The sequence below is a fragment of the Maribellus sediminis genome (genome assembly GCF_011799805.1).
In the GTDB taxonomy this organism is placed as follows: domain Bacteria; phylum Bacteroidota; class Bacteroidia; order Bacteroidales; family Prolixibacteraceae; genus Draconibacterium; species Draconibacterium sediminis_A.
Window position 1 is genome coordinate 418107 of record NZ_WXUB01000004.1, and the last position, 23526, is coordinate 441632.

Below are 23526 nucleotides of genomic sequence, written 5' to 3' on the forward strand. Positions count from 1 at the left end.
AATTTTATCAGCAATTTTATTTTATTTATTTTTTCTGCTTACAATCCAACTTGATCGGTTTCAGTTTCTTTCTTCTTTCGGGTAAATAACTTACCCAGCTTTCTGAGCAGTTCGCCAAAGGTATTGTACTCTTCGGTAACCGATAAACCGATGCCCTGAGTATAAGGTGCAGTTTCGTAGATGAGGTTGTTATTTGAACGGTTGTAGGCTTTAAACTGAAGTTTGCCGCTTGGCACCAGTTTTACATTGATCTCGAAATCGCCAACTATTTGGCTGCTGTTTCCGGTGTACTGGTTAACGTTATTCCCGATATTTCCGTTCAGCGTTACACGGTCGTTAAAAATCTGGGTACTAAGTGCCAGCTCAATTTCATCGTCGGTTACATTGTTTCCGGGGCGGTAGTTAATACCCACATCCCAGTTTTCGTCGATCTGCGAAAGCCAGTTACTCAGTTGGTTTGAGAAAAGCTCACTCGCAGTTGTCCCGAACATGTTTGTGTTTTGGGCTTCATATATTCCTCGTTTGTATTCCGGAACATAAAATTTCCCCATCACAATTAACGACAGTATTTGTTTGTTGAGGTCATCTTCGGTGCTGAAATATTGCTGAACCACATCTTTTACCTGTGTTTCTATATTCGGGAGGTTAATGTCGAAACTAATGGTCGGATTCGCCAGTTCATCTTTGAGGTGAATAATACATTCTACCTGTACACGCTGGTTTTGACTAATGTTATTATAATCGTCATACATCAGGTCGTAAAGCGAGGCTTTTAATTTATACACCGCACTTAAATCGATATTGGCATTGTAAGGGTCGCCCGACCAAACTATGGATCCTCCCTGTTGAATGGTAAAACGTTTGTTGATCACATTCTGGAGTGTGAAAAGGTAATCACCTTTGGTGGGATGATAGTTACCCGACAAAAATATTTCACCTTCGGGATTCATTTCAAAAATAAGAATGCCTTCGCCTTGTGCTTTTATAATATCACCAATTTGTGAATTATAGATGAGTTGTACTTTTGCTTCAGGAGTAGCTTCAATGGCCATACTCATGTTTATCTCGCTCGAAGGGGAAGTTGAAATTTTATAAAAATCTGACTCTTCAGTGCTTTCGGGAGTTACAAAACTGATGAAATCGTATTTTTCAACTTCATTTTCACCTTCCATCGAAATGTTTACCTCTGTGCCCTGCAGGCTGGTAACCGACCCATTCAGGTTAACCACTGTCCCTTTTCCGGTAATGTCGAGTTGACCACTAACAACGGCAACTCCGTAAAATTGTTCGTTGTCGCGAGGCGAGGTGTTCATGGCTCTGATCTTATTTGAAGACATCTTAAGATCATAATTCATGTTGTTAAAGTTTTCGTGTACAATGGTCCCGTTAAATCGTCCGCGATTGTTCTTGTCGTCGAAAACAAGGATATTGTCGAATAAGATGGTATCGTTAATAAAGTATACACTGTCGCTAAAAGAATAAGGGATTTGAGTAACATCGATGGTCAATCCGGCATTCGTTCCCATTAATGCTCCGTTGAGCAGGACTTTATCAGTGGTTCCGCCAATGTTCACTTTTCCGCTTCCATAGCCATGGATGTTGCTGAAACTATTACCCATTACAGTTTCGAGAATAATCAGCGGGACACTGTCAAGATTGGCATCAAAATTCATGGTATTTGTCGATGGCTTGTACGATCCAAATGCCTGAAGGCGGGTGCGGTCTCCATCCAGTACTTTTAATTCCGAATCGATCCACGATTGCTGGCTGTTCCATTTACTCGTAAGAGAAATATTGCCCAGTTTACTATCTCTGTATCTTAGATCGCGAATATTCATGTCGGACAAAAACATGGGTTCGTCCATTAATCCTGAAAACCCTATGGTACCGTTGGCAATTCCTGTAAACTCAAGGTCGGTTTTCAGGTAAGTTCCCAAATGCTGCAGGTTAATGTTCATGAACTGCAGCCGTAACAAATCGCTTTGATTTTGCCTGACTGTTCCGCTGATTGCCAGCCTTTGATTATCGTTGAACAGGTTGAACCCTGAAACCAGAACATCGGTTGAATCGATGCTGATTTCAAATGGAGTAATGTTCCAAACGGTGTCGGCAATAAAAATCTTCGAGTCTTTTCCGCTGATCTGAATATGGGCATATTTATCGGTTTCCGACTTTGTGAATACTGTTTGCGTGCGAATGTCGCCGCTGTAGGTCACTTCGTCGTAGTTACTCCACGAAATGGCATTATCGATTACATTGTCGGTAACTTTTGAATCCACCTTGAAGTTGTACAAATTCATTTCGTTAGCCAGGTGGATTTCCCCAAAGCGGAATTTGGAGTTGTATGTGTTTTCGATGATTTTATTTCCGATAAAAATATCGCGCCCAATCAGGTTGTTGTAGCGGATTCCCGGAATACTGCCCTCCAGTTCGAAATTATTAGTTTCTGAATTAACCTTCCCGTAAAGCAAAAATGGTTTGTCGATTTTTAGCCCGGGAATTATAATATCTGCCAGGCTGTTAATTTCCTTTACACTTAACTTGTAACTAAAAGTATTGCCCAGTTCTTTTTGTTTGATATCGATCGGATACGAAGGAACGAAGCGGTTAAATGTTTGTGCGAGCGTAGTAAAGAGGCTTCTGAAGTGGTAGTCGCCTTCGATATCCACATCCAGAAAATCAGAACGAAAAGTCAGCGAGTCCTTATTATTTTGCTGGTTGGTCTTTAAAGTCATGCCTCCCAAATTTATTTCTCCGTTCCTGTTTTTGTAGTATCCTTCGCCGATCTCAATCGATCCGTCGATGTTGTCAACTTTATTTCCTCTGAAATTTGCATTCATATCGAATGCCATTTCAGCTTTTGGAAAAGTTTTGCTGAGGTTCAGGTTCCCGGGTAAGGCACGTTCAACGCTTAACATGAAATCGAAATCGGGCATTTCGTGGTTAAAATCAACCTGGCCAAGAAAGGAGAATTTCAAGTTTGGATCGTTCATGCTCAACAAACCGTCGAACATTTTATCGCGCAGAATGCCATCGAATTGAATATCGGTGTAGGCATAATTGTACAGGTCGATTCTTGAAATGTCGCCTTTGAAAATTCCTGAAACATTTTTGCTTTTCGTGTTATAGTTGCCATCAACCGAACCACTGAAGGTGAGTTCACCCAGGTAGTTTTTATTGAAAAGCTCGTCGAGTCGGAAGTTTTGTGTCGACAGGTTTCCGCGGTAATAGATGTTACCCGATTTTTCGGGAGTTACCAGAATGTCAGTTTTTAAAGTTCCCATTTGGCTTTCGAGCGTACCAAAGGTTACAAAGTCGCTTAAGAAACCACTAAAGTTTCCTGTGAAATTCAGCAAGCCGGCTTCGTAAAATCCTTCAGGAAAACTTAAGAAACGGTATTTGTAATCATCGGGAAGACGGATGTTGGCCAGATCGGAGAACGAGGTTTGCGACTCTTTCAGATCGAGGAAAAGGTACATGCTCTCCGGGTTACGCGGTTCGTTGATGTAAAAGTCGAGCACGGCACTGGTTTCCTGGCCTGTGTTCAGCTGAATGTTTTTTCCTTTTAAGTCGTTGATGTTTCCATATATCTGCCCCGAAATTTCAACCAGTTGGTCCATGCCTTTAAATCCGGGCAACAGCAGGCCAAGTTCCCTGAAACTCACTTTCGATTTTCCAATCTTAAAATCGAGGTTGAGCGGAGTTTGCACCGAATCGTTCTGCGTCGGTAATTCAAGGCGAATGGACGCATCATTAATTGCGGAATACCGGCTTTCGAGATTGCCGTTCTGAATATTTATTTCTTTGGCTTTAATGGAAACATCGGCATTCAGTTTGTCCAGTTCCAGGTTTTTCCCATCGTTCATCACCAGCTGATTGATTCGAAAGGATACGGAATCGGCTACACTTCTGAATCCCTGTACATCGAGATTAAGGTCTTCAACAAAAATGCTTTTAGCATCCTGTGCGTAATAATCGAAGTATTCGATGTCCATTCCTTCAAAATGAAAAGTATTGCACTGAATAAACCAGTTGTTCTGCTTATCGGAAGACTGGTTTCCCATCGCCTGAAAAATAAAGCTGAAGTTGAAATTGTCGGCAGTATCGCGGTTTAGTTTCAAGTGATTACCGCTAAACGAAAGTTCGTCGATCTGAAGGATTTGCTTTTTAAACCGAAAAGTATCGATGGTGGCGGTAAGCAACTCAGCATAAAGTAAAGTATCGCTGCTTTGGTCTTCAATAAGAATATCTTCGAAGTAAAGCTTTTTAAAAAAACGAATGTCAACGCGGCCAACCGAGATGTGGGTGTTCAGTTTTTCGGATAGTACATTAGCAATGTGGCGGGTGATACGGGTTTGTACCCAGCTGTTTTGAAGCGCCAGGTACGATGATCCCAGCAATGCGATAAACACTGCCAGAACAATGATGAGTATTTTCCAGCCTTTTTTGATAGTTTTGCAATTTTAAACGAACATATATCTTTTCATGGATTTTGAGCCACGGAAATTAAGGGACTTGTCAACCAGCCCTTATTAATAACGCAAAGATATAAACCAGTTCCGTTAATTCTTGTTTAATAAACGTAATTTACTTTGATAGTCATATGTCGGAAAAAAGGATAACAATATTGGGGATAGAATCGTCGTGTGACGATACTTCGGCGGCGGTAATTCAAAACGAACTGATCTTGTCGAATGTGGTGGCAAACCAGAAGGTTCATGAAGAATTCGGGGGAGTTGTTCCTGAACTTGCTTCACGCGCACATCAGCAAAATATAATTCCGGTAGTCGATTTGGCCATTAAACGGGCTGGAATTGATCGCACTGATATTGATGCCGTGGCATTTACCCGCGGTCCGGGTTTGCTGGGATCGTTGTTGGTTGGTACTTCGTTTGCCAAAGGTTTTTCGTTATCGTTGGATATCCCGTTGATTGAGGTAAATCATTTGCAGGGACACGTTCTGGCGCTGTTTATTCGTGAAAACGGGATTGAATACAATCCGCCCAAATTCCCGTTTCTATGTCTGCTGGTTTCCGGCGGTAATTCACAGATTATCCTGGTTCGCGATTACCTGAATATGGAGGTGATCGGGCAGACCATCGACGATGCTGCCGGCGAAGCTTTTGATAAATGTGCCAAAGTTATGGGTTTGCCATACCCCGGTGGTCCGCATGTCGACCGACTGGCCAAAGAAGGCGACCCGAATCGCTTTGAATTTTCACGTCCCAAAATTCCGGGACTCGATTACAGTTTTAGCGGCTTAAAAACCAATTTCCTTTATTTTCTGCGCGATCAAATAAAAGAGAACGAGAATTTTGTGGAAGAGAACAAAGCCGATCTTTGTGCATCGCTTCAACATACCATCATCGAGATTTTATTAAGCAAACTAAAACGGGCTGCCAAAGAAACCGGGATAAAAGAGATTACAATTGCCGGCGGTGTTTCGGCCAACTCAGGATTACGAAATGCCCTAAAAAATAATGCCGCTAAATATGGCTGGAACCTGATCATTCCAAAATTTGAATACACCATGGACAATGCGGCCATGATTGCGATCAGCGGCTATTATAAATACCTGAAACAGGAATTTACGGCGCAGGATACTGTTCCTTTTGCGCGTACGCAGCTGTAAGGAGTTGAATGATTGAAGGATAGAAGGATTGAAGGATTGAAGGATCGGGGGAATGCTTTAAGGCGGAAATGAGAGAAAGCTAAAATCTTCTGAGAACAGCGACTTCGGATGCGACTGACAACTGAATGGAATAAGTTCTAAGAAGTTGTAAACTTCTAAGAACTTTAATCTGTCAACTGAGACTGCGACTGAAAACTTTGAACGCCGAATTTCGATTAACGATTTAAGATTTTTGATCAGAAAACCAGGCTCGATAACTGCGACTGAATACTGAAATGGTTTTTAAAGAAAAACTTATTCACGGGAAACTTATCAAACGCTACAAACGTTTTCTGGCCGATGTAGAGCTGGATGATGGAACAGTGGTTGTGGCGCATTGTACCAACTCCGGTACCATGAAAAGCTGTTTGGAAAATGGGGCAGAAGTCTTTCTAACACCAGTTAATGATCCCAAACGAAAGACAAAATTCACCTGGGAGATGATCAAAATAAATAATGACTGGGTGGGCATTAACACAGGTATTCCAAACATCCTTGCTTATGAAGCCATTTTGAACAACGAGATTCCAGGTTTAGGTGTTTATACCACAGTTCAGCGGGAGGTAAAATTTGGCGATTCGCGTTTTGATGTATATGCCGAGAATGAGGATGAAAAGTGTTTCGTGGAGGTGAAGAATGTAACGCTGAAAGAAGGAAAATATGCCCTGTTCCCGGATGCTGTAACTACCCGTGGACAAAAGCACCTGAAAACATTGATGCAGGTAAAAAAGGAAGGAATGCGCGCGGTAATGCTCTATATTGTTCAACGTAGCGACGTTGAGGTTTTTGCGCCGGCAAAAGAAATAGATCCGGATTATGCGGCAGCATTAAAACTGGCAGTTGAAAATGGTGTAGAGGTCGTTGTAATGAAAGCCAAAATAAAACCGGAAGCAATCCGCTTAACGAATCCACTTCCGGTTGAAATTTAAGTTTTAATATCTTAAGAAAATCTTTACTTTTTTTCCTTTTTGGGAATCTCCTCAAGATCGCCATAATAAGAAATTGATTGTCGGTTGGTACTGATTACATTCAGCGATGACGAACCTGATTCCGAAATTGTGAACGTGAAATTAATAACATCGTTTTTGTTTTTAGCCCTGAACTTGACAATCCATCCTCCTTTTTTCCAGTCTTCTATAGAATATTCAGTGATGTCGGATATAAACTGCAAAGGCGAATCTGTTGATCCATAATCTGCCTGGTAGGCTTCTCCAAAGTATGGGAGGTAGGAATCTACTTTTTTGTCTTTTAGAATAACACTGTACGAAGTGGTTAGACTTCTGCTTCTTCCTTTTGCGGGAAGCATTTGGGTGGCACTAAACTGCCAGGCCTCAGCTTCAATCAGGGCTTTTGTTTTTTCGATCATTTCGGCCTTCTGAGCAGCTTTTTTTTCTTTCCTGCTCATTTTAGTTTCCTGAGCCTGCACAAGTACCGAAGCAACCAGGAACAAACTAACAATTAATATATGTCTCATGATGACTAGTTTTTATTTAACACTTCTAAATTTAAGCCGAAAAAATGTTAATATGAAATTTTGGACCTACTCCTTTCGGTGATCTCTGTAATTTATACCAAGTTTCGTTAATCGCAGGTAATCGTTTTCAAGTCGTTTGCTGAAATCAGCATAATCCTTTTCAGCTTTTGGTGACCAGCCAACTTCGGCTTGAGCCTGTAGTCTTGGAAGCAGCATGTATTCGGCTTTTTTTGTTGTAGCCACATATTCCGTCCACAAATTGGTTTGAACTCCCAAAATATGTTTTACTTCGTCGGCATTCAGTTCTTCGGGAACCGGTTCGTAGCTGTAAACCTTCTCAACCGGAAGGAATCCACCGATGGCAAGCGGTTCATCGTCCTTGTTTTTCGATTGGTAATAATCGATGTACATGTGCGAATTCGGACTCATTACCACATCGTGTTTTTGTTTTGCAGCTTCAATTCCGCCTTTGGTTCCGCGCCAGCTCATAACAGTGGCTTCCGGTGCAAGACCACCTTCGAGAATCTCGTCCCAGCCAATCAAACGACGGCCTTTTGAACTCAGGTAGTGATCGATTTGTGTAATAAACCAGCTTTGCAATTCGTGTTCGTTTTCCAGTCCATTGTCTTTGATTCGTTTCTGGCAGGCATCGCATTGTTCCCACGCATCTTTCGGGCATTCATCGCCACCAATATGAATGAACTCGGAAGGGAAAATGTCGAGCACTTCATCCAGAACGTTTTTCAGAAAATTGAAGGTTTCGTCTTTTCCGGCACAGTACACATCTTTATGAACTCCCCATGTTTCCTGGACTTTGTAGGGGCCACCGGTACAACCAAGGTTTGGGTAGGCAGCCAAAGCGGCGCTCGAGTGTCCCGGCATTTCAATTTCAGGAACAACAGTGATGTAACGTTCGGCTGCGTAGCGAACAATCTCGCGGCACTGGTCCTGGGTGTAAAAACCTCCGTAGCCGATTCCATCTTTTTCCTGACCACTTCGGAAATGTCCCAAAAGGGTTTCATCGCGCCAGTGTGAAATTTCGGTGAGCAAAGGATATTTTTTGATTTCGATGCGCCATCCCTGATCTTCGGTGAGGTGCCAGTGGAAGGTGTTGATTTTATACATGGCCAGAATATCGATGTAATTTTTTATGAAGCTCACCGGAAAATAGTGGCGGCCAACGTCCAACATATTTCCACGCCATGCAAAACGTGGTTTGTCTTTAATATCGATACATGGAATGGTTAAACTTCCGTTTTCTGTTTCAACAGGCAGCAGTTGTTTTAAGCTTTGTAAGCCGTAGAAAAGTCCTGCGGGATTGGATGCAGTGATTACGACCCCGTCTTTGTTTACTTTCAACAGGTATGCTTCCTGTCCCATGTCCAACGAGCTGATAATTTTCAAACTTACGGCATTTCCCGATGCGTTATTCGAGAGTTTGAATCCGTATAAATTGTCGAGGTAGTCGTTAAAAAATGCAGCAATACGTGCAGCATCTTTGTTATTCTCGTCGAATTCTAAGGTGCAATTCTTATCCATCTTGAACTGACCGTTCTGAACAGCCATTTCAGCGGGTTTTGGAATGATTGAAATTTCCTGAGCCATAAGTGGGAAGGCAAGAATAATTAAAAGGATAACTGAGAATAATCGATTCATTTTAATAGTTTTGATGTTTATTTTACGAAAATAGAAAGTTTTGTAAAAATTTTATAAGTTTTACAGCAGATGATAAAAAAATAAGTATTGTCATTCATGCAAAAAATTGAAATTTCGGAAATACTAAAGCAAAAAGTACCTGAGCTAAAGTTGTCGTGCATAGCCTGCACTGTTGAGGTAGAGGCTAACAATGCTGAGCTTTGGCAACAGATTGAAAAAAAGATTGGTGAACTTCATCAAAGCCTTAAGATTGAGGGAATAAGTCAACTTCCAGCAATTGCTGCTTCACGAAAAGCCTACAAAACTTGCGGGAAAGATCCGGCACGTTACCGTTTATCTGCCGAAGCTTTGCTGAGAAGGGCAGTGAACCGAAACGAAATTTACCAGGTGAACAATGTGGTTGATGCTCTGAACCTGGTTTCAGTTACCTCGGGATTTTCAATTGGTGGTTACGATGCTGATAAAATTCAGGGTCAGGTTAAATTTGGAATTGGTGAGAAAGATGAAGCCTACACTGGAATTGGTCGCGGTGAACTAAACATCGAATACATGCCGGTCTTTCGTGATGATCAGGGGGCTTTCGGAACACCGACCAGCGACTCTGTTCGAACCAGTGTAAGTGAAGAAACCAGGCGTTTTCTGATGATCATTATTGATTACGGAGCGCAGGAATTACTTGAAGGTGCAACGCAAATGGCAGTTGATTTATTGACACGTTTTGCAGGTGCAACAGATTTCGAGTTGAAAACTATTAGTGCTAATTAAAAATATTCAGGTAACTGCAAGTATATGAATATTCTGCTACTTACCAATAGAAAATTATAAAGATGAAAGCTTTTGCAAAATTAATGTTGCGATTACTGGGATGGACTCCTGTTTATGAGAAGATTCCGCAAGTAGATAAGTGTATAATTATTGGTGTTCCGCACACCAGTGCCTGGGATTTTGTGATCTCGTGGTTGTATTACGCTTCCGACGGAAGAACGGCGAACGTACTCATAAAAAAAGAATTCTTCTTTTGGCCGCTGGGGTATTTCATCAAAAAAATGGGTGGATTACCCATCGATCGTTCGCGCGGTGCCAACGTAATACGGCAAACCATTCAACACATTAATGAAAACGAACGCGTTCACCTGGCGCTTACTCCCGAAGGAACACGGAAGTTAACCAAAAAGTGGAAGGCTGGATTTCATATTATAGCCCGCGAAACCGGTATTCCGGTGTATTTAGGCAGTTTCGACTGGGGAAGAAAAGTAATCTCGACCGGCGACCGTTTTGAAATTACCGACGATGCTGATGCCGATATTAAACGCATGAAGGACCACTACCGCGAAATGGGCATTGTTGGTAAATATCCCGAGCTGTTTACTACCGATTATTGATGTAATTAATCAAACCTATACTTTATTTAGCCGGAAGTGCAAGTGGATTAACTTTTTTAGCTTTTGGTTTTTGAAACATTATCGATTGAGGTTCTTCTTTCGGAGCATTTGGCTTAACTGCTTTTGCGGCTGCTTGCAGTGATTTTGATATTTCCTGAGCTTCCCGATTAGTTGGATCAATTTCGACAGCTTGTTTCAGAAAATTTTCAGCCCCTTGTCTGTTGTTTTGAGTGAGTAAGAATCGTCCTCTTAACACATTTAAATCAGCGTTATTATTGATGTTTCTGGCCATGTTTAAATAGTAGGAAGCTGTGTTTAGATCATTTTTATCCAAGGCCATTCTACATTTTAAGGCAACAACTTCAATCCTGTTTTGTCGATTTGCAGGAATACGCTCCAGAATTTCTGTGGCGTTATTTTCATTTCCTGATAAGTATTGATTCCTGGCAATGTTTACGGTGGCAACAAAATCATCTTTTCTTTTGTCCAGGACTTTAGAATAAATCTCAATAGCTTTTTTATAGTTTTTATAATTGCTGAGAATCTCACCCATTAAATAGTATGATTGATAATAATCATTTTTAAAAGAGATGGCTTTCTGAAGTTCTTTTAAAGCATCATTCGGTTTATTCAATTGGTTTAAAGCATACCCCTTTTGATAATGGCCTTCGGCAAAGTCGTCTTTTATTTCAATCATGTTATCAGAAGCCGCGAGTGCAGCCTGGTAATCTTTTTTCGAATTTAAGGCAGAAGCTTTAAGTAACCAGGCACCAAGTTGCCTTGGATTATACTCTATGGATTTATCCGCATAAATTATGGTTGAATCCAAGTTACGTTCCATTAGAAATATTCTTGCATATCCTTCGAGAACTTCTTCATTCTCCGGATATAACTTCAGAAAGTTTCTAAAATGTTGTTTGGCTTCCGGTAGTCTTCTTTTATTCAAAGCCTCAAATCCTTCAAAATCTTCGTGTGAAATTCGTTTAACCACAGCTCCTATTGGCTTTCCATCAACATCCATCGTGTGAATAGTTTCCTTTGGAGGCCAATATCCTTTTTCTAACTGATAAGGGGTAATATGTTCATTGGCCCAAATGGCATAATCCCAGTCATCTTTACTTTTTTCATAATACCGAGAATAGATAACTTTTACCTGTGGGTAATTTCTAAAATAGTATGATGTTATACGTCTGTGATTGGTAGTAACTGTAAGTGTATCGTAGTTTGGCAATTCGTTTTCAATTATCCATTCGGCTCCTTCTCTTAAACTGTGGTAATAGTAATCCATTTCATATTTCCCATATGCTCCTTTTGTTCCACCCACAAGTTGATTGTAATATACATACTGATATGGGTGATTTTTAAAGGTATGAATAGCCGGTTTTAATAAAAGAATTGAAGCGATGACACCGGCTGCATATGGAATATATTTTTTTTGTTTTGAAATAAAGAATTCAAATCCACCAGCTGCTAAAATTGTTGCCGGTCCTAAAGTCCATAGAAGGTGCCTTATCCCTCCATATAAGTTTGAATCTTTATAGATGGTGTATCCAATTGGAAATCCAAAGGCAAAGAAAATTAAAAAGTAAAGTAGAAATTTGTTTTTAAGATTTTTTCTAAATGGAACTGTAATTAAAAACATTAAAATGCCAATCGCAATGATTAATGGTGATTTAATTAGTAGATATTTCAATCCATAGTACCAGGGAATATTTTTCGACATAATTATTTCACCGTCAAATAACTGATTAAGGCCTACCTGGAAATTCGTCATCTGGGATAAAGACTCAATTGGATTCTTCAGAGGATTTTCTATAGCATAAGGCCAAAATATCAGCCCGAGGAAATAACCTACGACGCTAATAATTAAAAGGATAGGTAATGTCTTAATTGCCTGTATAAGTCCTTTCTTAGAATAAAATGATTTTTGCAGTAAAAAATATAGCCCCGTAAACATGAAAATGTACGGAATAATGATCAGCCCCCCGATTCGAATGCTAATCGAAATCGCAATACTAACAGTCAATAAAAGGATGGTCCAAACTCGTTTGTGTGGTAATTCCTGAATAAATCTTACTAGAAAGTATAATGCCATTGAATACGAAAAAGCGAAGGGAATGTCTTTTGGATTATTCCATGAGTTTCCCAGCAAAACAGGTGAAAAGAACATCAGAAGAAGCGTAAGGATGCCCGCTTGCCATCCGAATATGATCGATGCTGTTAGCGCAGTAAATAGGAATAGCAGCCAACCAGTAGCTGCATTAAGGATGTGATTTGTTTGATAGAAATTGTCGATGTTAAAACATTTATTAATGACGAAGGCAACATTATCAAATGATTGCCCATAATATTTTTGAAGATCTACTGGAGGATGAACTGCAGAGGAATCCTTCCCAAATGTTTGAAAATAGTTATATACTCGTTCGGCTTGGTCTACTTGAAAATGTTCATCTCCGCTATTCCCTGAATTTAAGCTCATGAGGAACATCATAAAAAGCAAAATCAAAGATAATGTCCAAAATATTGATTTTGCAGAAAAGTTGAAAGGTTTGGTAAGCAAACTAATCATTTAGTCTAATTTGAATGTTAAAGGAAACCAATATAGGACCAGTCTCCACCAATTTTTTTGCACTGGTAATTTTCAATTCCCATAAGATTAATCAAGAAGCTGTCTTGTGGAAAGAAATTAATATGAAGATCGAAAGTGTATTTATAATAACGTTGGCAAGGGACGGTAATAATTATTTTCTTTTTTGCAATTCGTTTCAATTCTTCAACAGCTTTCGCAACATCAATTATATGCTCAAGTGTGTGATTACAAATTACAACGTCGAATTCATTTTCACTAAAAGGCAAGGATTCAATATCTCCTTGAACAAATGATAATCCTTTCTTAGATAAACCGACATCAACTAAATCACAGCCTACGATATTGTAACCCAATTTTGAAATTTTGTCTAACAAATATCCACTACCGCATCCAATTTCAATTAATTTGTCGCTTTTGTTCATTTGGATATTTCTTGTGATGAATTCAATACTTTTAGAACTTAGGTCAGTTTCCCGGGTTGAAATGTATTCATATTCATTATAGTAAGAATTATATTCTTCTTTAGATAGTTTGTGGAATACACTTTTAAATTCCATGTTCTTTAAAACATTTTTACCCTTAAACCAGATATAAAATGCAGGATACATAAAATATTTATTGTCTCTTAGTATAGGTGGCAAAAAGTTATCAAGTATGTAACTTATTGTATTTGTTATTTTTCTATTCATTCTAAAAAAAAATATTTTCTTCTAATTTTAAGCAATTCAATGGGAAATCTAAATATATCGGTTAGTTTTATTTTAGAACCACCAATTTCTTTCCATTCTTTTAAGGGGAATTCGTAAATTAAATTTTCTCCGTTCAGAATACCTTTCTTAATTCTAGCTAATACCTCTATATCGAATAACCATTTAGAAATAAATTTTTCCTTAAAAGCTAAAATAGCCATTTCCTTGGTCATTATTTTGGCCCCACATTGTGTGTCATAAACACCCATTTCAATTACATTTGCAGCAAATGTCGCAAATACCCTTCCAAAAAAATGTCTAAACTTTGACCTTTCAATTTTTGCGCCAAGTCTTTTAAATCTTGTCCCGATTACCACTTGATAACTCGTCGTTTCCAAAATTTGATATAGATCTTGAACCGTTGACAAGGGCATTGCCATGTCAGCATCAAAAAAACCAATAAACTTAAAGTCATGATTTGAAAAAGCATAATTTATCCCAGATCTTACTGCTTCTGCTTTGCCACGATTCTTATCTAAGTCCAGATGAAAAGCGTTTTGGTGGGATTTAGCTATTTCAAATATAATACTTGATGTATTGTCCATACTTCCATCATTAACAAACAATAGTGCATCATGAGGATAATTACTTAGATGGACGTGAAATGTCTCTATTGAAAGTCGTTTGCCCTCATTGTAACAAGGTATAACAGTTAGGCTTTTGAACATTATGCGTTATTGTATTTCAAAACATCAGTAGATTTGATGTAAATATAGGTTTAATGGCAAAATTTATTAAATAAATGCATTTATAATTTCATTTAAGGTAATTTAATTTTAATCTGATATCAATTTCCATTAAATACCTTTTTACCTTTACGTAAAATAATCAACAATTAACTTAAAATATGAACAATTATGTCTTTTAGTTTACCAAAACTTCCGTATTCCAACAATGGATTGGAACCGGTAATAAGCGAAAACACAATTAACTATCATTACGGAAAACATCATCAGGCTTATGTAAACAACCTGAACAACCTGATCCCTGGGACCGAGTTTGAAAATGCCAGTCTCGAAGAAATTATAATGAAAGCAGAGGGTGGAATTTTTAACAACGGCGCACAGGTTTGGAACCACACGTTTTATTTTATGCAGTTTAATCCCGATGGATGTCACGAACCAAAAGATGAACTGAAAGCAGCAGTGGAAGCTAAATTTGGCTCTTTCGACGCCTTTAAGGAAGCTTTCTCGAAAGCAGCAGCTACCTTGTTTGGCTCGGGTTGGGCCTGGTTGGTTGTTAACAAAAGCAATGAACTCGAAATTTTACAAACCAGCAATGCAGGCAACCCGATGCGCGACGGAATGAAGCCACTGCTTACCTGCGATGTTTGGGAACATGCGTACTACCTCGACAAACAGAATGCACGTCCGAAGTACATCGAAGATTTCTGGAAAATCGTGGACTGGAAAGTGGTGTCGGAGAGATTTGCTTAATAATTAAAATGATAAAACTATGAGTGCAGAAAAAGTGCTTGCAGCCATGAAGGCTGCAGGAGAACCAATGAGTGCTGGACAAATTGCTGAAGCTGCCGGCATAGATAGAAAAGAGGTTGATAAAGCAATGAAAGTGCTGAAAACCGAAGAAAAGATAGTTTCCCCGAAACGTTGTTACTGGGAACCGAAATAGGGTGTAAGTCCCAATTAACGGAAGAGGCTGTCGTTAATCGGCAGCCTCTTTTAGTATGTTGTTAGCTGTAATTATCTCCCAAATGACTCCCCAATTCTGAAATACAATCCCCAGTCGTCTTTTCCTTTTGCTACATCTATTCCAATGTTGATGCGTTCTTTTTCAATCATCAAGTAGCGTAACCCGACACCGGCCCCGGGAAGCACTTCGCTACTAAAAATATCTCCAAATTGTTTAACGGCAGAAGCCACTCCGGCAAATCCTACCATCCCGAATTTCTTATAGAAACGCCAGCGGTATTCGGCCTGAACGGCATATACCTGGTTATCGCGATACTTACCATTCGAGTATCCGCGTATATCATCGTGTCCCACCACACTTTGTCCCTGGAACGGCACATCGCCGGTAGCAACAATGGCCTTCATCCTTGTTGCCAGAATGTTCCTTTCATTCTTTAGCATGTAATAATGGTTGTATGTCAATTCCAATTTCTCGAAATTGTTACCACTGTTCAGCCACTCACGATAAAATTCATCCTTAATCTCAATATTGTAACCTCCATAAGGATTCATTTGGTGCTCGCGTTTATCGTAATTCAATATCAATCCGAGGTTATTCATGCTCCTCTTATCTGCTTTTATACTGTCGGGGACAAAGTCGGGCAGATCGAAATCGGTAACGGTTTTTGAAATAACTCCGCTAACCCCACCATACAATTCTTTATAGATTTGTCTTTCAACACGTGTAAAAGCAAACTTTGCTCCCGTACCGAAATCAATGAAAGTTCCGCCTAATAGCGGCAGATCCTGCAAGTACTGGTAGTTAAAATTACCAAAGCCAACAGCTGCAAGTATTCGCCAGCGATCTTCGTTCAGATACAGGCGCTGAAACGCTGCAAAAAAGTAACTCTTGTTGGTGGTATACAATCCCATTAATCCCGACGAGGAAGAAGGCGAAACGGTATCATTTCTATTTACCTTGTAAAAACCTTGAGTCATGGCACCAAAAGTTGTTCCGAGTGTTTTACTGTAATTCACAAAAGGAATAGCGGCAAGGTTCACCTTTTTTGTACTGTCCTGTTCCTGACTATGAGCCAGTATACCGAAAAGAGTCACAAAAACTGTAAGGAGTAATTTTAATTTCATAGCTTCCTGTTTATTGCGTCATGCGCCAGCGCAGGGTTTTAATTTCGCCGTTACGGAGTATTTTTACCTGGTATTCCTGACCTTTTTCAAGGTTATTCATGTATTCGTAAAATTTTTCTATGTTTTCAATAGAGTTCAAAGGAATATCGTCGAATTGTAATATTACATCGCCTCCTGACAGGAACTCCAGTTCGCCAATCTTCATGGTCAGGTAACCGCCTTTTAATCCCATAAAGTAGGCCGGCGAATTATCAACTACATTCAAAACCATTAATGCACCCTCCTGCGGAACATTAAAAATTTTGCAGAACTCTGGATTCATTGGCAGTATTTCGGTGCCAAACCATATGCGTCCCTGCTGACCAAGAATTTCAACAGCAATGTTTGAAGTTGCTGCAAAACCCAGTCCTTCGAATCCACCCGAAAACGACAAAATGGAACTAACTATCCCAATAACCTCTCCCTGCATGTTGAACATCGGTCCACCGCTGTTCCCTTTGTTAATCGAAGCATCTGTCTGGAAAAATTCCTGTATTTTACCTTCAATGGTTTCATGCATCTCGGAATGCTTCCCGCTTATTATTCCTTTCGAAACCGAGAAAGACAGCCCAAGCGGATTGCCAATTATAAAAATATCTTCACCTACACGCACCTTATCTGAATCGCCAATTTTTGCTGCCGGAAAATTGCTTGCCGGTCTTTCAAGCTCAATGAGTGCCACATCGGCGGTTTTGTCCAATCGACGGTTGACAGCACTTAACATAAAGCCGTCGGAAAATTCAACCTGAATTTTTGAAGCGTTGGCAACCACATGCGCTGCGGTTAATATGTAGTTATTACGCTTTCCGACCAACACCCCGGAACCAAATCCCTGTGCCGAAGTTTGCGTTGTTGGATTTCCAATGCCCGGATTCTTTTTTTCGAGCACATGAATTTTTACTACTGAAGGTTTAACTGAATCTACCAGATCGGCAAAGCTCTGCGATTTAACCTGCACCGAGAGAACAAGCAGTGCCAGGGCATAAAGGATTTTTTTCATATTGAATTCGTTTGGTTAAGTTCTGTTAATTGTAAAAATAAATTATAAATCGCAGGTATCAACCATTAATGATGAACGATTTCAAAAAAAAATGTGGAAGGACGGCTACGGATTACTTTTTTTTATTTCGTTTGCGCTTGAAGTAGAAAATCAAAATAATAACCGGAATTGCAATCAGCAGGATAATGTTAAACAAATCCCATTCAACCGGTTCCGGGTCTCCGTATGGAACACCACTCGGTGCCTGAGCATAGGTAGAAAAGAAGAATAAAAGGCTAAAAAACAGTGTACCTGTCGTTCTGATATAATAATATAGTTTTGTAGACTTCATACATTAAAAGCAATTAATTGAGTGTTTTTGTTCACTCTGTTTCAACGTTTAACCGCGTGCATAAAGTTGGGTAATGTCTCTGCTCAACGGAACGAGGAGTATTCTAATATTTCTTATCTTTAAGGTGTTCACCCGATTCGAACTATATGGCCTGTTCAAAACGAAATTGTACTCATCGAAACTTACTGATACTTTTGTTTCTGTTCGCCGGTTTTGGCTTGAAAGGGCAGGAGCCTGACACCGTCAGGATTCGCTTCGACCAGGTGCTGGTACTCCCTGATACTTCTTATTTCGGGGTGAACGATTCGATGATTATTGTTGAAAAAGGGACGGAATTTGAGCTGATTAAAAATTTCCTGGTTCGCAAACCTTCTTATTATGAGCGTAAACCACAGAAAGTGGAATCGGCCAGGCGACTGAATGATAAATACGGCCGGATTCTGATGGGGGAGATCATTGATAAAAAGGGTAATCTGCCTGAAGAGTTTAATCCTGCTGATAATTACTACGCCATTTACAAAGACCGCATAGTTAAATCAATTAAGATAGAGCGGGTTGCCGTTCTGGATGGTAATGTTTTTGATACCGCCAGTGTAAATACGTCGGCTGTTGGTCGCTTTCTGAATTCCACCTATGAACCTACCAGGGAGCGGATTGTGCGGAATAATCTGAAATTCAGGGAGAACGATCTGTTAAATCCGCGTATTTTTTCCGACAACGAAAGGCTGTTGCGCGATCTGTCGTACATCGAAGATGCCAGGATACAGGTAGTGCCGGTAGAAAACTCGGTAGATTCGGTTACTGTCCTGGTGGTAGTAAAGGACCGGTATCCAATTGGTTTTGGAGGAAAACTAAACGATTACAATGCGTTTGAAGTTGAACCTTATAGCCGCAATTTCCTGGGATTAGGGCATAACCTGGGGGCTATTTTTGAATTCAACGGAAGTACCGATGATAAATTTGGTTACGGTGGCTATTATGGAATTGATAATGTTGGCGGCACGTTTTTTAACGGAGAGATCAGCTACAGCCGGGGAGTTGATAAAGATTATTTTGGTATTAAGTTGTCGAAACCGTTTGTAACTACTTATACCCGGGTTGGTGGTGAATTACTGTATGAGAAAACTACCGAAAAGATAAAAGAGAAACGCTATACGAAAGATTCTCTGATTGACAGGAATTCCGATTACAGCATGAATTTAATTGATATGTGGTTGGGTTATTCTTTTCTGTTTCAACACGATAATAAACACCCCTTTCTGAATATTGCCGCCCGGTATTATTCCGAAAAATTCACCGAACGCCCCGATATTGATTACGAGAATAATTATCCTTTTCACGACAATCGGGTTATTCTTGCATCGCTGTCGTTTCAACAGGCTTCGTATATAAAAACTACCAAGTTGGTTCAATATGGTCCCATTGAAGATATTCCGGTAGGTATTAACGTGAGCATTACCGGAGGTTGGCATCATACTACCTTTGTTGATCGGCCTTACGCAGGTACACGCCTGAATTACGGTATCTATTTTCAGAATGCCGGTATTTTTTCTACTACGGCCGATTTCGGTTTATTCAGGTACAAATCGGAATTTGAGGATGTGATTGGCGTTTTGAAACTGGCTTATGCAAGCCCGCTTACCGAGGTCGGAAACCTTGAATTACGCAACCTGTTTCAGTTTGCATACAATGCCGTGTACAACCCGCGCTACATGATTCCCGTGCTTTACACCGATTATTTGATGGCCCGCGACAGCCGTGACGGATTCTACGGAAACCAGAATATTGCGGTGAATTATTACCCTATTTTTTATACCAATTACAATTTGTGGGGATTTCGTTTTTCTGTCGATCCTTTTATCAACTTTGGATGGGCCAACCAGGCCATTTACGAGGATAATAAATGGGACAGTTATACCCGGCTGGGATTGAATTTGAGCACCAAAAACGAAAGTTTGATTTTTCCGGCCTTGCACGTTCAACTGGCCTACTATGTAAACGCCTTACCGGAAGAGCCCCGTTTTAAGTTTAAACTGGTGTTTAAAGACATTAAACTGTTTAAGAAATTTACGGAACTTAAACCGCGTATTGCACAGGCAATCCGGTAGCATGTTGAGTTAACTACAGGCGCATTCTCAGAAACCCATCGCTGTTTTTATTACATTCATTTCTTCTTCCGAAGTCAGCATTTTTAGCAATTCAAATGCAACACATGGAGCAGTCTCCGGACAATACGAGGTTATAATATTGGCATCAACCACAACCGGTTCATTTACCACATTCACTCCAAATTCTTTCAGTTTGTTTTGATAAAAACCGTCTTTTAAGTGGTAGGTAGTGGCTTTACGGTTTTTTAGCACGCCGCTTTTTGCTACCGGAAATGCCCCGGAACAAACACTCGCAATGATTTTCCCTTTGGCATCAAATTCCCCGATCAATTTTAAAAAACGTTCGTGGTAGGCTTCCTCGTAATAACCAAATTCGCCAAACCCGCCGGGGATAGCCAGCGCGTCGTAGTCTTCAACGTTTATTTCGCCGATGGTTTTATCTACCAGAACCGGCACATTAAAGGTGCTGATAACTTTATCGGTAAAGCCACAGGTATCAACCAATATTGCATGTTTGTAATCAACCCTGGCCCAGCCAAGCACATCAATAAAAGCACTAAATTCCATCGTTTCAAAGGCTTTGGGCAGAAACAGTAATACTTTCTTGTTTTGCATATTTTTCGTAACTATCGATTTACTTGTATTTCTTTTGGTTTTGTTCGTCCTGGTTTAATGCTAACGATAAATTATAAGTTCAGCTTGCGTGTTAATCTCTTTCCCGTTTGCTACGGACGAGAGATTGAGTGAAAATAAGCAGCTCGAATACCACTAATGCCGCCTTGTATTTATAAAGTGTTACCAATTGTTAGTTAATCTCTATAAATGGTTCCTTGTTTAAAAATCCAAGCGATTGTAAAAACTTATCAGCTTCAGAAACTGTTTTTTTGTAGTATTCAAAATTTTTATAGTTAAAAAATCCATGCCCCTGACCATTGTACAAATACAGTTCACATTTACTTCCCACTTTCTTCATGACTGTCTGGTAATATTTGGCAGTTTCTTCAGGAATTAAAGCGTCATCTGTTCCCAGGAAAAAGATTGTGGGTGGTGCACTCTTTTTTATATTGTGCAGCGGTGAAAATTTTTTATACGCATCGCCAATTCTATCATATCCGTATCCTCCCGGACCATTGTCAATAACCGGATTAAAAAGTACCAACGCATTAGGAATGCAACTTATCGACAAGTTATCTGTATTCTCATTATAATCTTCAATTAATGCTGTTGCTGCTGCAAGATGCCCTCCGGCTGAACCTCCGGCTGCAATAATTTTTGAAGGATCAATATGAAATCTGTTCGCATGTTCTCGAATGTACCGAATAGCTGATTTTGCATCCATCAATGATTCGAAAGGTGTCGTATGCTGTCTTTGATTCACTCTGTAATCAACGAGAGAGCAAATTAACCCTCTTTGAGAAAAATAGCTGGCCTGTGGTTTAAATTGGTCGATTGAACCACCGTTCCAACCGCCTCCAAAAAAGAAAACCATTGCAGGATATTTTTTAGCCGGTTCAATTGTTTCAGGCTGATATACTTGCATAAATAATGCAGTTGAATCAATTTGCTTGTATTGGATTTGTTTCTGAGAATATCCAAATGAATAAGCAACAAGTACTATCAATAAAATCAAAATGTGTTTTCTACAGATCATTTTTTATTTTTTTAGAGTTGCCAGCACTACAAGTATGCCTGATGGAGGACTGCAAACGAGAATCCTCTCGAAACGCTAAAAGGTTGAAGCGGTCAATTGCCCGCCCGAAATGTTTTAATCACCGCCATTAAATATACATGATTTGTAACAAGTAAATCATTATTACGCTATTCCAAATCAATTTTTACCTTCCAGTGTTTGGCAACATCTTTTAGTTCATCCGGCGTTAAATAGGTTACCGCACCATGTTTAGGCCTCTCAAAATTTGTGGTTTTCATTATCCCTTCATTAAAATGACCGATATTTTTGTAGGTTTCAAAATCCGTAGTCTCGCTAAATCCCATATTATTCGGACGGGCACCGTATACATCGTACATTAACACATAGGTATCTGTGCCCAGGCGTTTAAAAACATTTGGTGCTTCGGTATTAACACTTTCCGGGTCAATGCGTTTTCCCTCCGTTTTGAACCCTCCGTTGATTTTATCAGAAACCGAATGCAACACTTTAGCACCATTCACATAAAACAGGTGATAGTTATCTCCGACTTTTGTAATGTCTCCGTCCAGTCCACCAATTTCGGTAATGCGTTTCGGAAGGGTTTCCAGTTTCGTAAAATCTTCGTTTGGATAGCAATAATACATATGACATTCCTTGTTATTATATCGAATGGTGAAATATACCATCATTTTATCCTCCTTTTCGTCGTAAACTGTTTGAGGTGCCCACGAACAGTCAATGTCTCCAAGTTCAGGAAATGCTTTGTCGACACGGAAATCAGAATGCGTCCAGTGAATCAGATCGTATGATTTCATCAATACAATAGCCCGGTTGTTTCCCCATCCGTATTTTTCAGCAGGGCGTTGCCAATCTGTACCGCGAAAACCGGCACGTTTACCAAAAATGTGAAGATCGGTCATAACCAGGTAAAAAGCTCCATCCGGACCACGAGTGATATGAGGGTCGCGCACCCCCTTTTGTTCAGCCAGATCTACTCCCCTGAACACAGGCTCACCATCATTCACATCAGTAAATGTGCAGCCATCGCTACTTATTGCAAAATATGCCGATTGGGTTTGATCTTTGAAATAGACCAGAAGGTAACCTCCGAAGTCGTTCTCATCCGGTTTTTGTTGTTTTTCTGGTTTCTTAAGTTCTGAAACAATTTCAGTACCGGTAGGTCTCATCGCATCCTGATCGGGATTTAATCGGGTTTGTGCGGCAATCGGAGCAAAAAAACTCAAAGCATAAATTAATTCGAACAATAACAATTTGTACATCATGATTTCTATTTTTTAAACTTCACGTTATCAATTTTGGGCCGGGACTAAATTCTTGTTCTGCAATTATAGCACAATTGGAATTTTCTGTTCGTATCGAATCATTTACTTGTCGGCCAGGGCAAAATTATTTATTGGAGATTCTCACCTCTTGCTAACTTTTCAATAATTTCTTTCATACGCTTTTCTCTTGTCTCTTGCTTTTTTGCGGTTTGCGTTCGAAACCCAATAGAGAAAAGATTCGTTTTATTAAGCCCTTTAAAAAACTCTTCTGCTTTCTTGTTCTTACTTAGTTCTTCTAGAAAGTCATCTGGTATGGTCATTTTGCTTGGGGGATCGTATGCCTTTTCCCAACGACCATCCTCTTTGGCTTTTTCGACAGCTTTTAATCCCGCAGGTCTCATTTTACCTTCTTTGATTAATCTTTCAACGTGCCCGGTATTTACTTTAGACCAAATACTTTTTGCGGTTCTCGGACTAAATTTTTGTAACCATGCTTGTTCGTCAAATGATTTTTTTTGACCATCTATCCAGCCATAACAAAGAGCCACATCAAGTGCCTCTGCATAATTAATGGTTTTTACCCCGGAGCCTTTTTTGAATATTTTTAACCAAAGTCCACTTGAATTGTCATGATTTTTTTCAAGCCAGGTTTCAAATGCTTTGGCTGTTTTGAATTCAATAATTGATAAAGTATTTAATTTATTCATATTTCTGTGGATTTTTCCGTCCTCTTTGCTTGCCGTTAGTGGTTGGTGTAAGTTCTTGTAGCGGATTTCGGAGAGCTTGCCCGTCAGGTAAGACGGACGGAACTGCCAAAC

At 39.8% G+C, this 23526-nt stretch carries 20 protein-coding genes; 7 read left to right on the forward strand and 13 right to left on the reverse strand.

Going from position 1 to position 23526, the window contains the following annotated elements:
• Positions 1 to 38: 38 nt before the first annotated feature.
• Complete coding sequence (locus tag HFD85_RS16475) at positions 39 to 4412, reverse strand: translocation/assembly module TamB domain-containing protein (RefSeq protein WP_167612369.1); 4374 nt, start codon at positions 4410 to 4412, stop codon at positions 39 to 41.
• 191 nt (positions 4413 to 4603) lie between these two features.
• Here HFD85_RS16475 and tsaD point away from each other — a divergent pair, with 191 nt between their 5' ends.
• Together tsaD and sfsA are read left to right on the forward strand one after the other, a co-directional pair.
• Positions 4604 to 5632 (forward strand): tRNA (adenosine(37)-N6)-threonylcarbamoyltransferase complex transferase subunit TsaD, encoded by a 1029-nt coding sequence (gene tsaD / locus HFD85_RS16480; protein ID WP_167612372.1) that lies wholly within the window; start codon positions 4604 to 4606, stop codon positions 5630 to 5632.
• A gap of 275 nt (positions 5633 to 5907) precedes the next feature.
• The gene (gene sfsA / locus HFD85_RS16485) at positions 5908 to 6600 is read left to right on the forward strand and encodes a DNA/RNA nuclease SfsA (protein ID WP_167612375.1); all 693 of its coding nucleotides are present in this window, start codon (positions 5908 to 5910) and stop codon (positions 6598 to 6600) included.
• Between the two features lie 23 nt (positions 6601 to 6623).
• Here the strand turns inward: sfsA and HFD85_RS16490 are convergent, their stop codons facing one another.
• Positions 6624 to 7145, reverse strand: a complete 522-nt coding sequence (locus tag HFD85_RS16490) for a DUF4251 domain-containing protein (protein ID WP_167612379.1) — start codon at positions 7143 to 7145, stop codon at positions 6624 to 6626.
• A 66-nt stretch (positions 7146 to 7211) separates the two neighbouring features.
• A complete protein-coding gene (locus HFD85_RS16495; RefSeq protein WP_167612382.1) occupies positions 7212 to 8801 on the reverse strand; it encodes a beta-N-acetylhexosaminidase in 1590 nt (529 codons plus the stop codon).
• A 96-nt stretch (positions 8802 to 8897) separates the two neighbouring features.
• Here HFD85_RS16495 and HFD85_RS16500 point away from each other — a divergent pair, with 96 nt between their 5' ends.
• Both HFD85_RS16500 and HFD85_RS16505 read left to right on the forward strand, forming a co-directional pair.
• On the forward strand, positions 8898 to 9566 hold the full coding sequence (locus HFD85_RS16500; protein ID WP_167612385.1) for a B3/B4 domain-containing protein: 669 nt from the start codon (positions 8898 to 8900) through the stop codon (positions 9564 to 9566).
• A 62-nt stretch (positions 9567 to 9628) separates the two neighbouring features.
• Positions 9629 to 10183, forward strand: coding sequence for a 1-acyl-sn-glycerol-3-phosphate acyltransferase (locus HFD85_RS16505; protein WP_167612388.1), 555 nt, complete (start codon positions 9629 to 9631; stop codon positions 10181 to 10183).
• 22 nt (positions 10184 to 10205) lie between these two features.
• Here HFD85_RS16505 and HFD85_RS16510 read toward each other — a convergent pair whose 3' ends face one another.
• From HFD85_RS16510 to HFD85_RS16520, 3 genes are read right to left on the reverse strand one after another with little or no spacing between them, the layout of a single operon-like run.
• Positions 10206 to 12752, reverse strand: coding sequence for a tetratricopeptide repeat protein (locus HFD85_RS16510; protein WP_167612391.1), 2547 nt, complete (start codon positions 12750 to 12752; stop codon positions 10206 to 10208).
• Between the two features lie 17 nt (positions 12753 to 12769).
• Positions 12770 to 13462 (reverse strand): class I SAM-dependent methyltransferase, encoded by a 693-nt coding sequence (locus HFD85_RS16515; RefSeq protein WP_167612394.1) that lies wholly within the window; start codon positions 13460 to 13462, stop codon positions 12770 to 12772.
• Positions 13459 to 14190: a glycosyltransferase gene (locus HFD85_RS16520; RefSeq protein WP_167612397.1), complete on the reverse strand. Its 732-nt coding sequence runs from the start codon at positions 14188 to 14190 to the stop codon at positions 13459 to 13461. The genes HFD85_RS16515 and HFD85_RS16520 overlap by 4 nt, the downstream gene beginning before the upstream one ends.
• A 189-nt stretch (positions 14191 to 14379) precedes the next feature.
• Between HFD85_RS16520 and HFD85_RS16525 the strand changes: the two genes are divergently transcribed.
• On the forward strand, positions 14380 to 14958 hold the full coding sequence (locus HFD85_RS16525) for a superoxide dismutase (RefSeq protein WP_167612400.1): 579 nt from the start codon (positions 14380 to 14382) through the stop codon (positions 14956 to 14958).
• A gap of 19 nt (positions 14959 to 14977) precedes the next feature.
• A complete protein-coding gene (locus HFD85_RS16530; RefSeq protein ID WP_167612402.1) occupies positions 14978 to 15151 on the forward strand; it encodes an SMC-Scp complex subunit ScpB in 174 nt (57 codons plus the stop codon).
• A 71-nt stretch (positions 15152 to 15222) separates the two neighbouring features.
• Here HFD85_RS16530 and HFD85_RS16535 read toward each other — a convergent pair whose 3' ends face one another.
• The 3 genes from HFD85_RS16535 to HFD85_RS16545 all read right to left on the reverse strand — a co-directional run bounded on the left by HFD85_RS16535 (position 15223) and on the right by HFD85_RS16545 (position 17666).
• Positions 15223 to 16296 (reverse strand): BamA/TamA family outer membrane protein, encoded by a 1074-nt coding sequence (locus tag HFD85_RS16535; protein WP_167612404.1) that lies wholly within the window; start codon positions 16294 to 16296, stop codon positions 15223 to 15225.
• A 10-nt stretch (positions 16297 to 16306) separates the two neighbouring features.
• Positions 16307 to 17335: a S1C family serine protease gene (locus tag HFD85_RS16540; protein WP_167612407.1), complete on the reverse strand. Its 1029-nt coding sequence runs from the start codon at positions 17333 to 17335 to the stop codon at positions 16307 to 16309.
• A gap of 112 nt (positions 17336 to 17447) precedes the next feature.
• Positions 17448 to 17666: a hypothetical protein gene (locus tag HFD85_RS16545; RefSeq protein WP_167612410.1), complete on the reverse strand. Its 219-nt coding sequence runs from the start codon at positions 17664 to 17666 to the stop codon at positions 17448 to 17450.
• Between the two features lie 194 nt (positions 17667 to 17860).
• On the opposite strand from HFD85_RS16545, the gene HFD85_RS16550 reads away from it, so the two are divergent.
• The gene (locus tag HFD85_RS16550; protein WP_167612413.1) at positions 17861 to 19774 is read left to right on the forward strand and encodes a BamA/TamA family outer membrane protein; all 1914 of its coding nucleotides are present in this window, start codon (positions 17861 to 17863) and stop codon (positions 19772 to 19774) included.
• 27 nt (positions 19775 to 19801) lie between these two features.
• Here HFD85_RS16550 and HFD85_RS16555 read toward each other — a convergent pair whose 3' ends face one another.
• The 4 genes from HFD85_RS16555 to HFD85_RS16570 all read right to left on the reverse strand — a co-directional run bounded on the left by HFD85_RS16555 (position 19802) and on the right by HFD85_RS16570 (position 23415).
• Entirely contained in the window at positions 19802 to 20389 is a 588-nt protein-coding gene (locus tag HFD85_RS16555) for a DJ-1/PfpI family protein (RefSeq protein ID WP_167612416.1), read from the reverse strand.
• A gap of 190 nt (positions 20390 to 20579) precedes the next feature.
• Complete coding sequence (locus HFD85_RS16560) at positions 20580 to 21425, reverse strand: alpha/beta hydrolase (RefSeq protein ID WP_167612419.1); 846 nt, start codon at positions 21423 to 21425, stop codon at positions 20580 to 20582.
• Positions 21426 to 21592: 167 nt separating this feature from the next.
• Positions 21593 to 22708, reverse strand: coding sequence for a glycoside hydrolase family 43 protein (locus HFD85_RS16565; RefSeq protein WP_206082002.1), 1116 nt, complete (start codon positions 22706 to 22708; stop codon positions 21593 to 21595).
• Positions 22709 to 22836: 128 nt separating this feature from the next.
• On the reverse strand, positions 22837 to 23415 hold the full coding sequence (locus HFD85_RS16570) for a YdeI/OmpD-associated family protein (protein ID WP_167612422.1): 579 nt from the start codon (positions 23413 to 23415) through the stop codon (positions 22837 to 22839).
• Between the last annotated feature and the right edge of the window lie 111 nt (positions 23416 to 23526).

Excerpts from the sequence above, each read along its gene's own strand:
- HFD85_RS16565 (WP_206082002.1), bottom strand. The coding sequence starts at position 22,708 with ATGATGTACAAATTGTTATTGTTCGAATTAATTTATGCTTTGAGTTTT.
- tsaD (WP_167612372.1), top strand. The coding sequence starts at position 4,604 with ATGTCGGAAAAAAGGATAACAATATTGGGGATAGAATCGTCGTGTGAC.
- HFD85_RS16525 (WP_167612400.1), top strand. The coding sequence starts at position 14,380 with ATGTCTTTTAGTTTACCAAAACTTCCGTATTCCAACAATGGATTGGAA.
- sfsA (WP_167612375.1), top strand. The coding sequence starts at position 5,908 with ATGGTTTTTAAAGAAAAACTTATTCACGGGAAACTTATCAAACGCTAC.
- HFD85_RS16510 (WP_167612391.1), bottom strand. The coding sequence starts at position 12,752 with ATGATTAGTTTGCTTACCAAACCTTTCAACTTTTCTGCAAAATCAATA.
- HFD85_RS16495 (WP_167612382.1), bottom strand. The coding sequence starts at position 8,801 with ATGAATCGATTATTCTCAGTTATCCTTTTAATTATTCTTGCCTTCCCA.
- HFD85_RS16555 (WP_167612416.1), bottom strand. The coding sequence starts at position 20,389 with ATGCAAAACAAGAAAGTATTACTGTTTCTGCCCAAAGCCTTTGAAACG.
- HFD85_RS16515 (WP_167612394.1), bottom strand. The coding sequence starts at position 13,462 with ATGAATAGAAAAATAACAAATACAATAAGTTACATACTTGATAACTTT.
- HFD85_RS16530 (WP_167612402.1), top strand. The coding sequence starts at position 14,978 with ATGAGTGCAGAAAAAGTGCTTGCAGCCATGAAGGCTGCAGGAGAACCA.
- HFD85_RS16500 (WP_167612385.1), top strand. The coding sequence starts at position 8,898 with ATGCAAAAAATTGAAATTTCGGAAATACTAAAGCAAAAAGTACCTGAG.
- HFD85_RS16570 (WP_167612422.1), bottom strand. The coding sequence starts at position 23,415 with ATGAATAAATTAAATACTTTATCAATTATTGAATTCAAAACAGCCAAA.
- HFD85_RS16520 (WP_167612397.1), bottom strand. The coding sequence starts at position 14,190 with ATGTTCAAAAGCCTAACTGTTATACCTTGTTACAATGAGGGCAAACGA.
- HFD85_RS16540 (WP_167612407.1), bottom strand. The coding sequence starts at position 17,335 with ATGAAAAAAATCCTTTATGCCCTGGCACTGCTTGTTCTCTCGGTGCAG.
- HFD85_RS16560 (WP_167612419.1), bottom strand. The coding sequence starts at position 21,425 with ATGATCTGTAGAAAACACATTTTGATTTTATTGATAGTACTTGTTGCT.
- HFD85_RS16505 (WP_167612388.1), top strand. The coding sequence starts at position 9,629 with ATGAAAGCTTTTGCAAAATTAATGTTGCGATTACTGGGATGGACTCCT.
- HFD85_RS16535 (WP_167612404.1), bottom strand. The coding sequence starts at position 16,296 with ATGAAATTAAAATTACTCCTTACAGTTTTTGTGACTCTTTTCGGTATA.
- HFD85_RS16545 (WP_167612410.1), bottom strand. The coding sequence starts at position 17,666 with ATGAAGTCTACAAAACTATATTATTATATCAGAACGACAGGTACACTG.
- HFD85_RS16490 (WP_167612379.1), bottom strand. The coding sequence starts at position 7,145 with ATGAGACATATATTAATTGTTAGTTTGTTCCTGGTTGCTTCGGTACTT.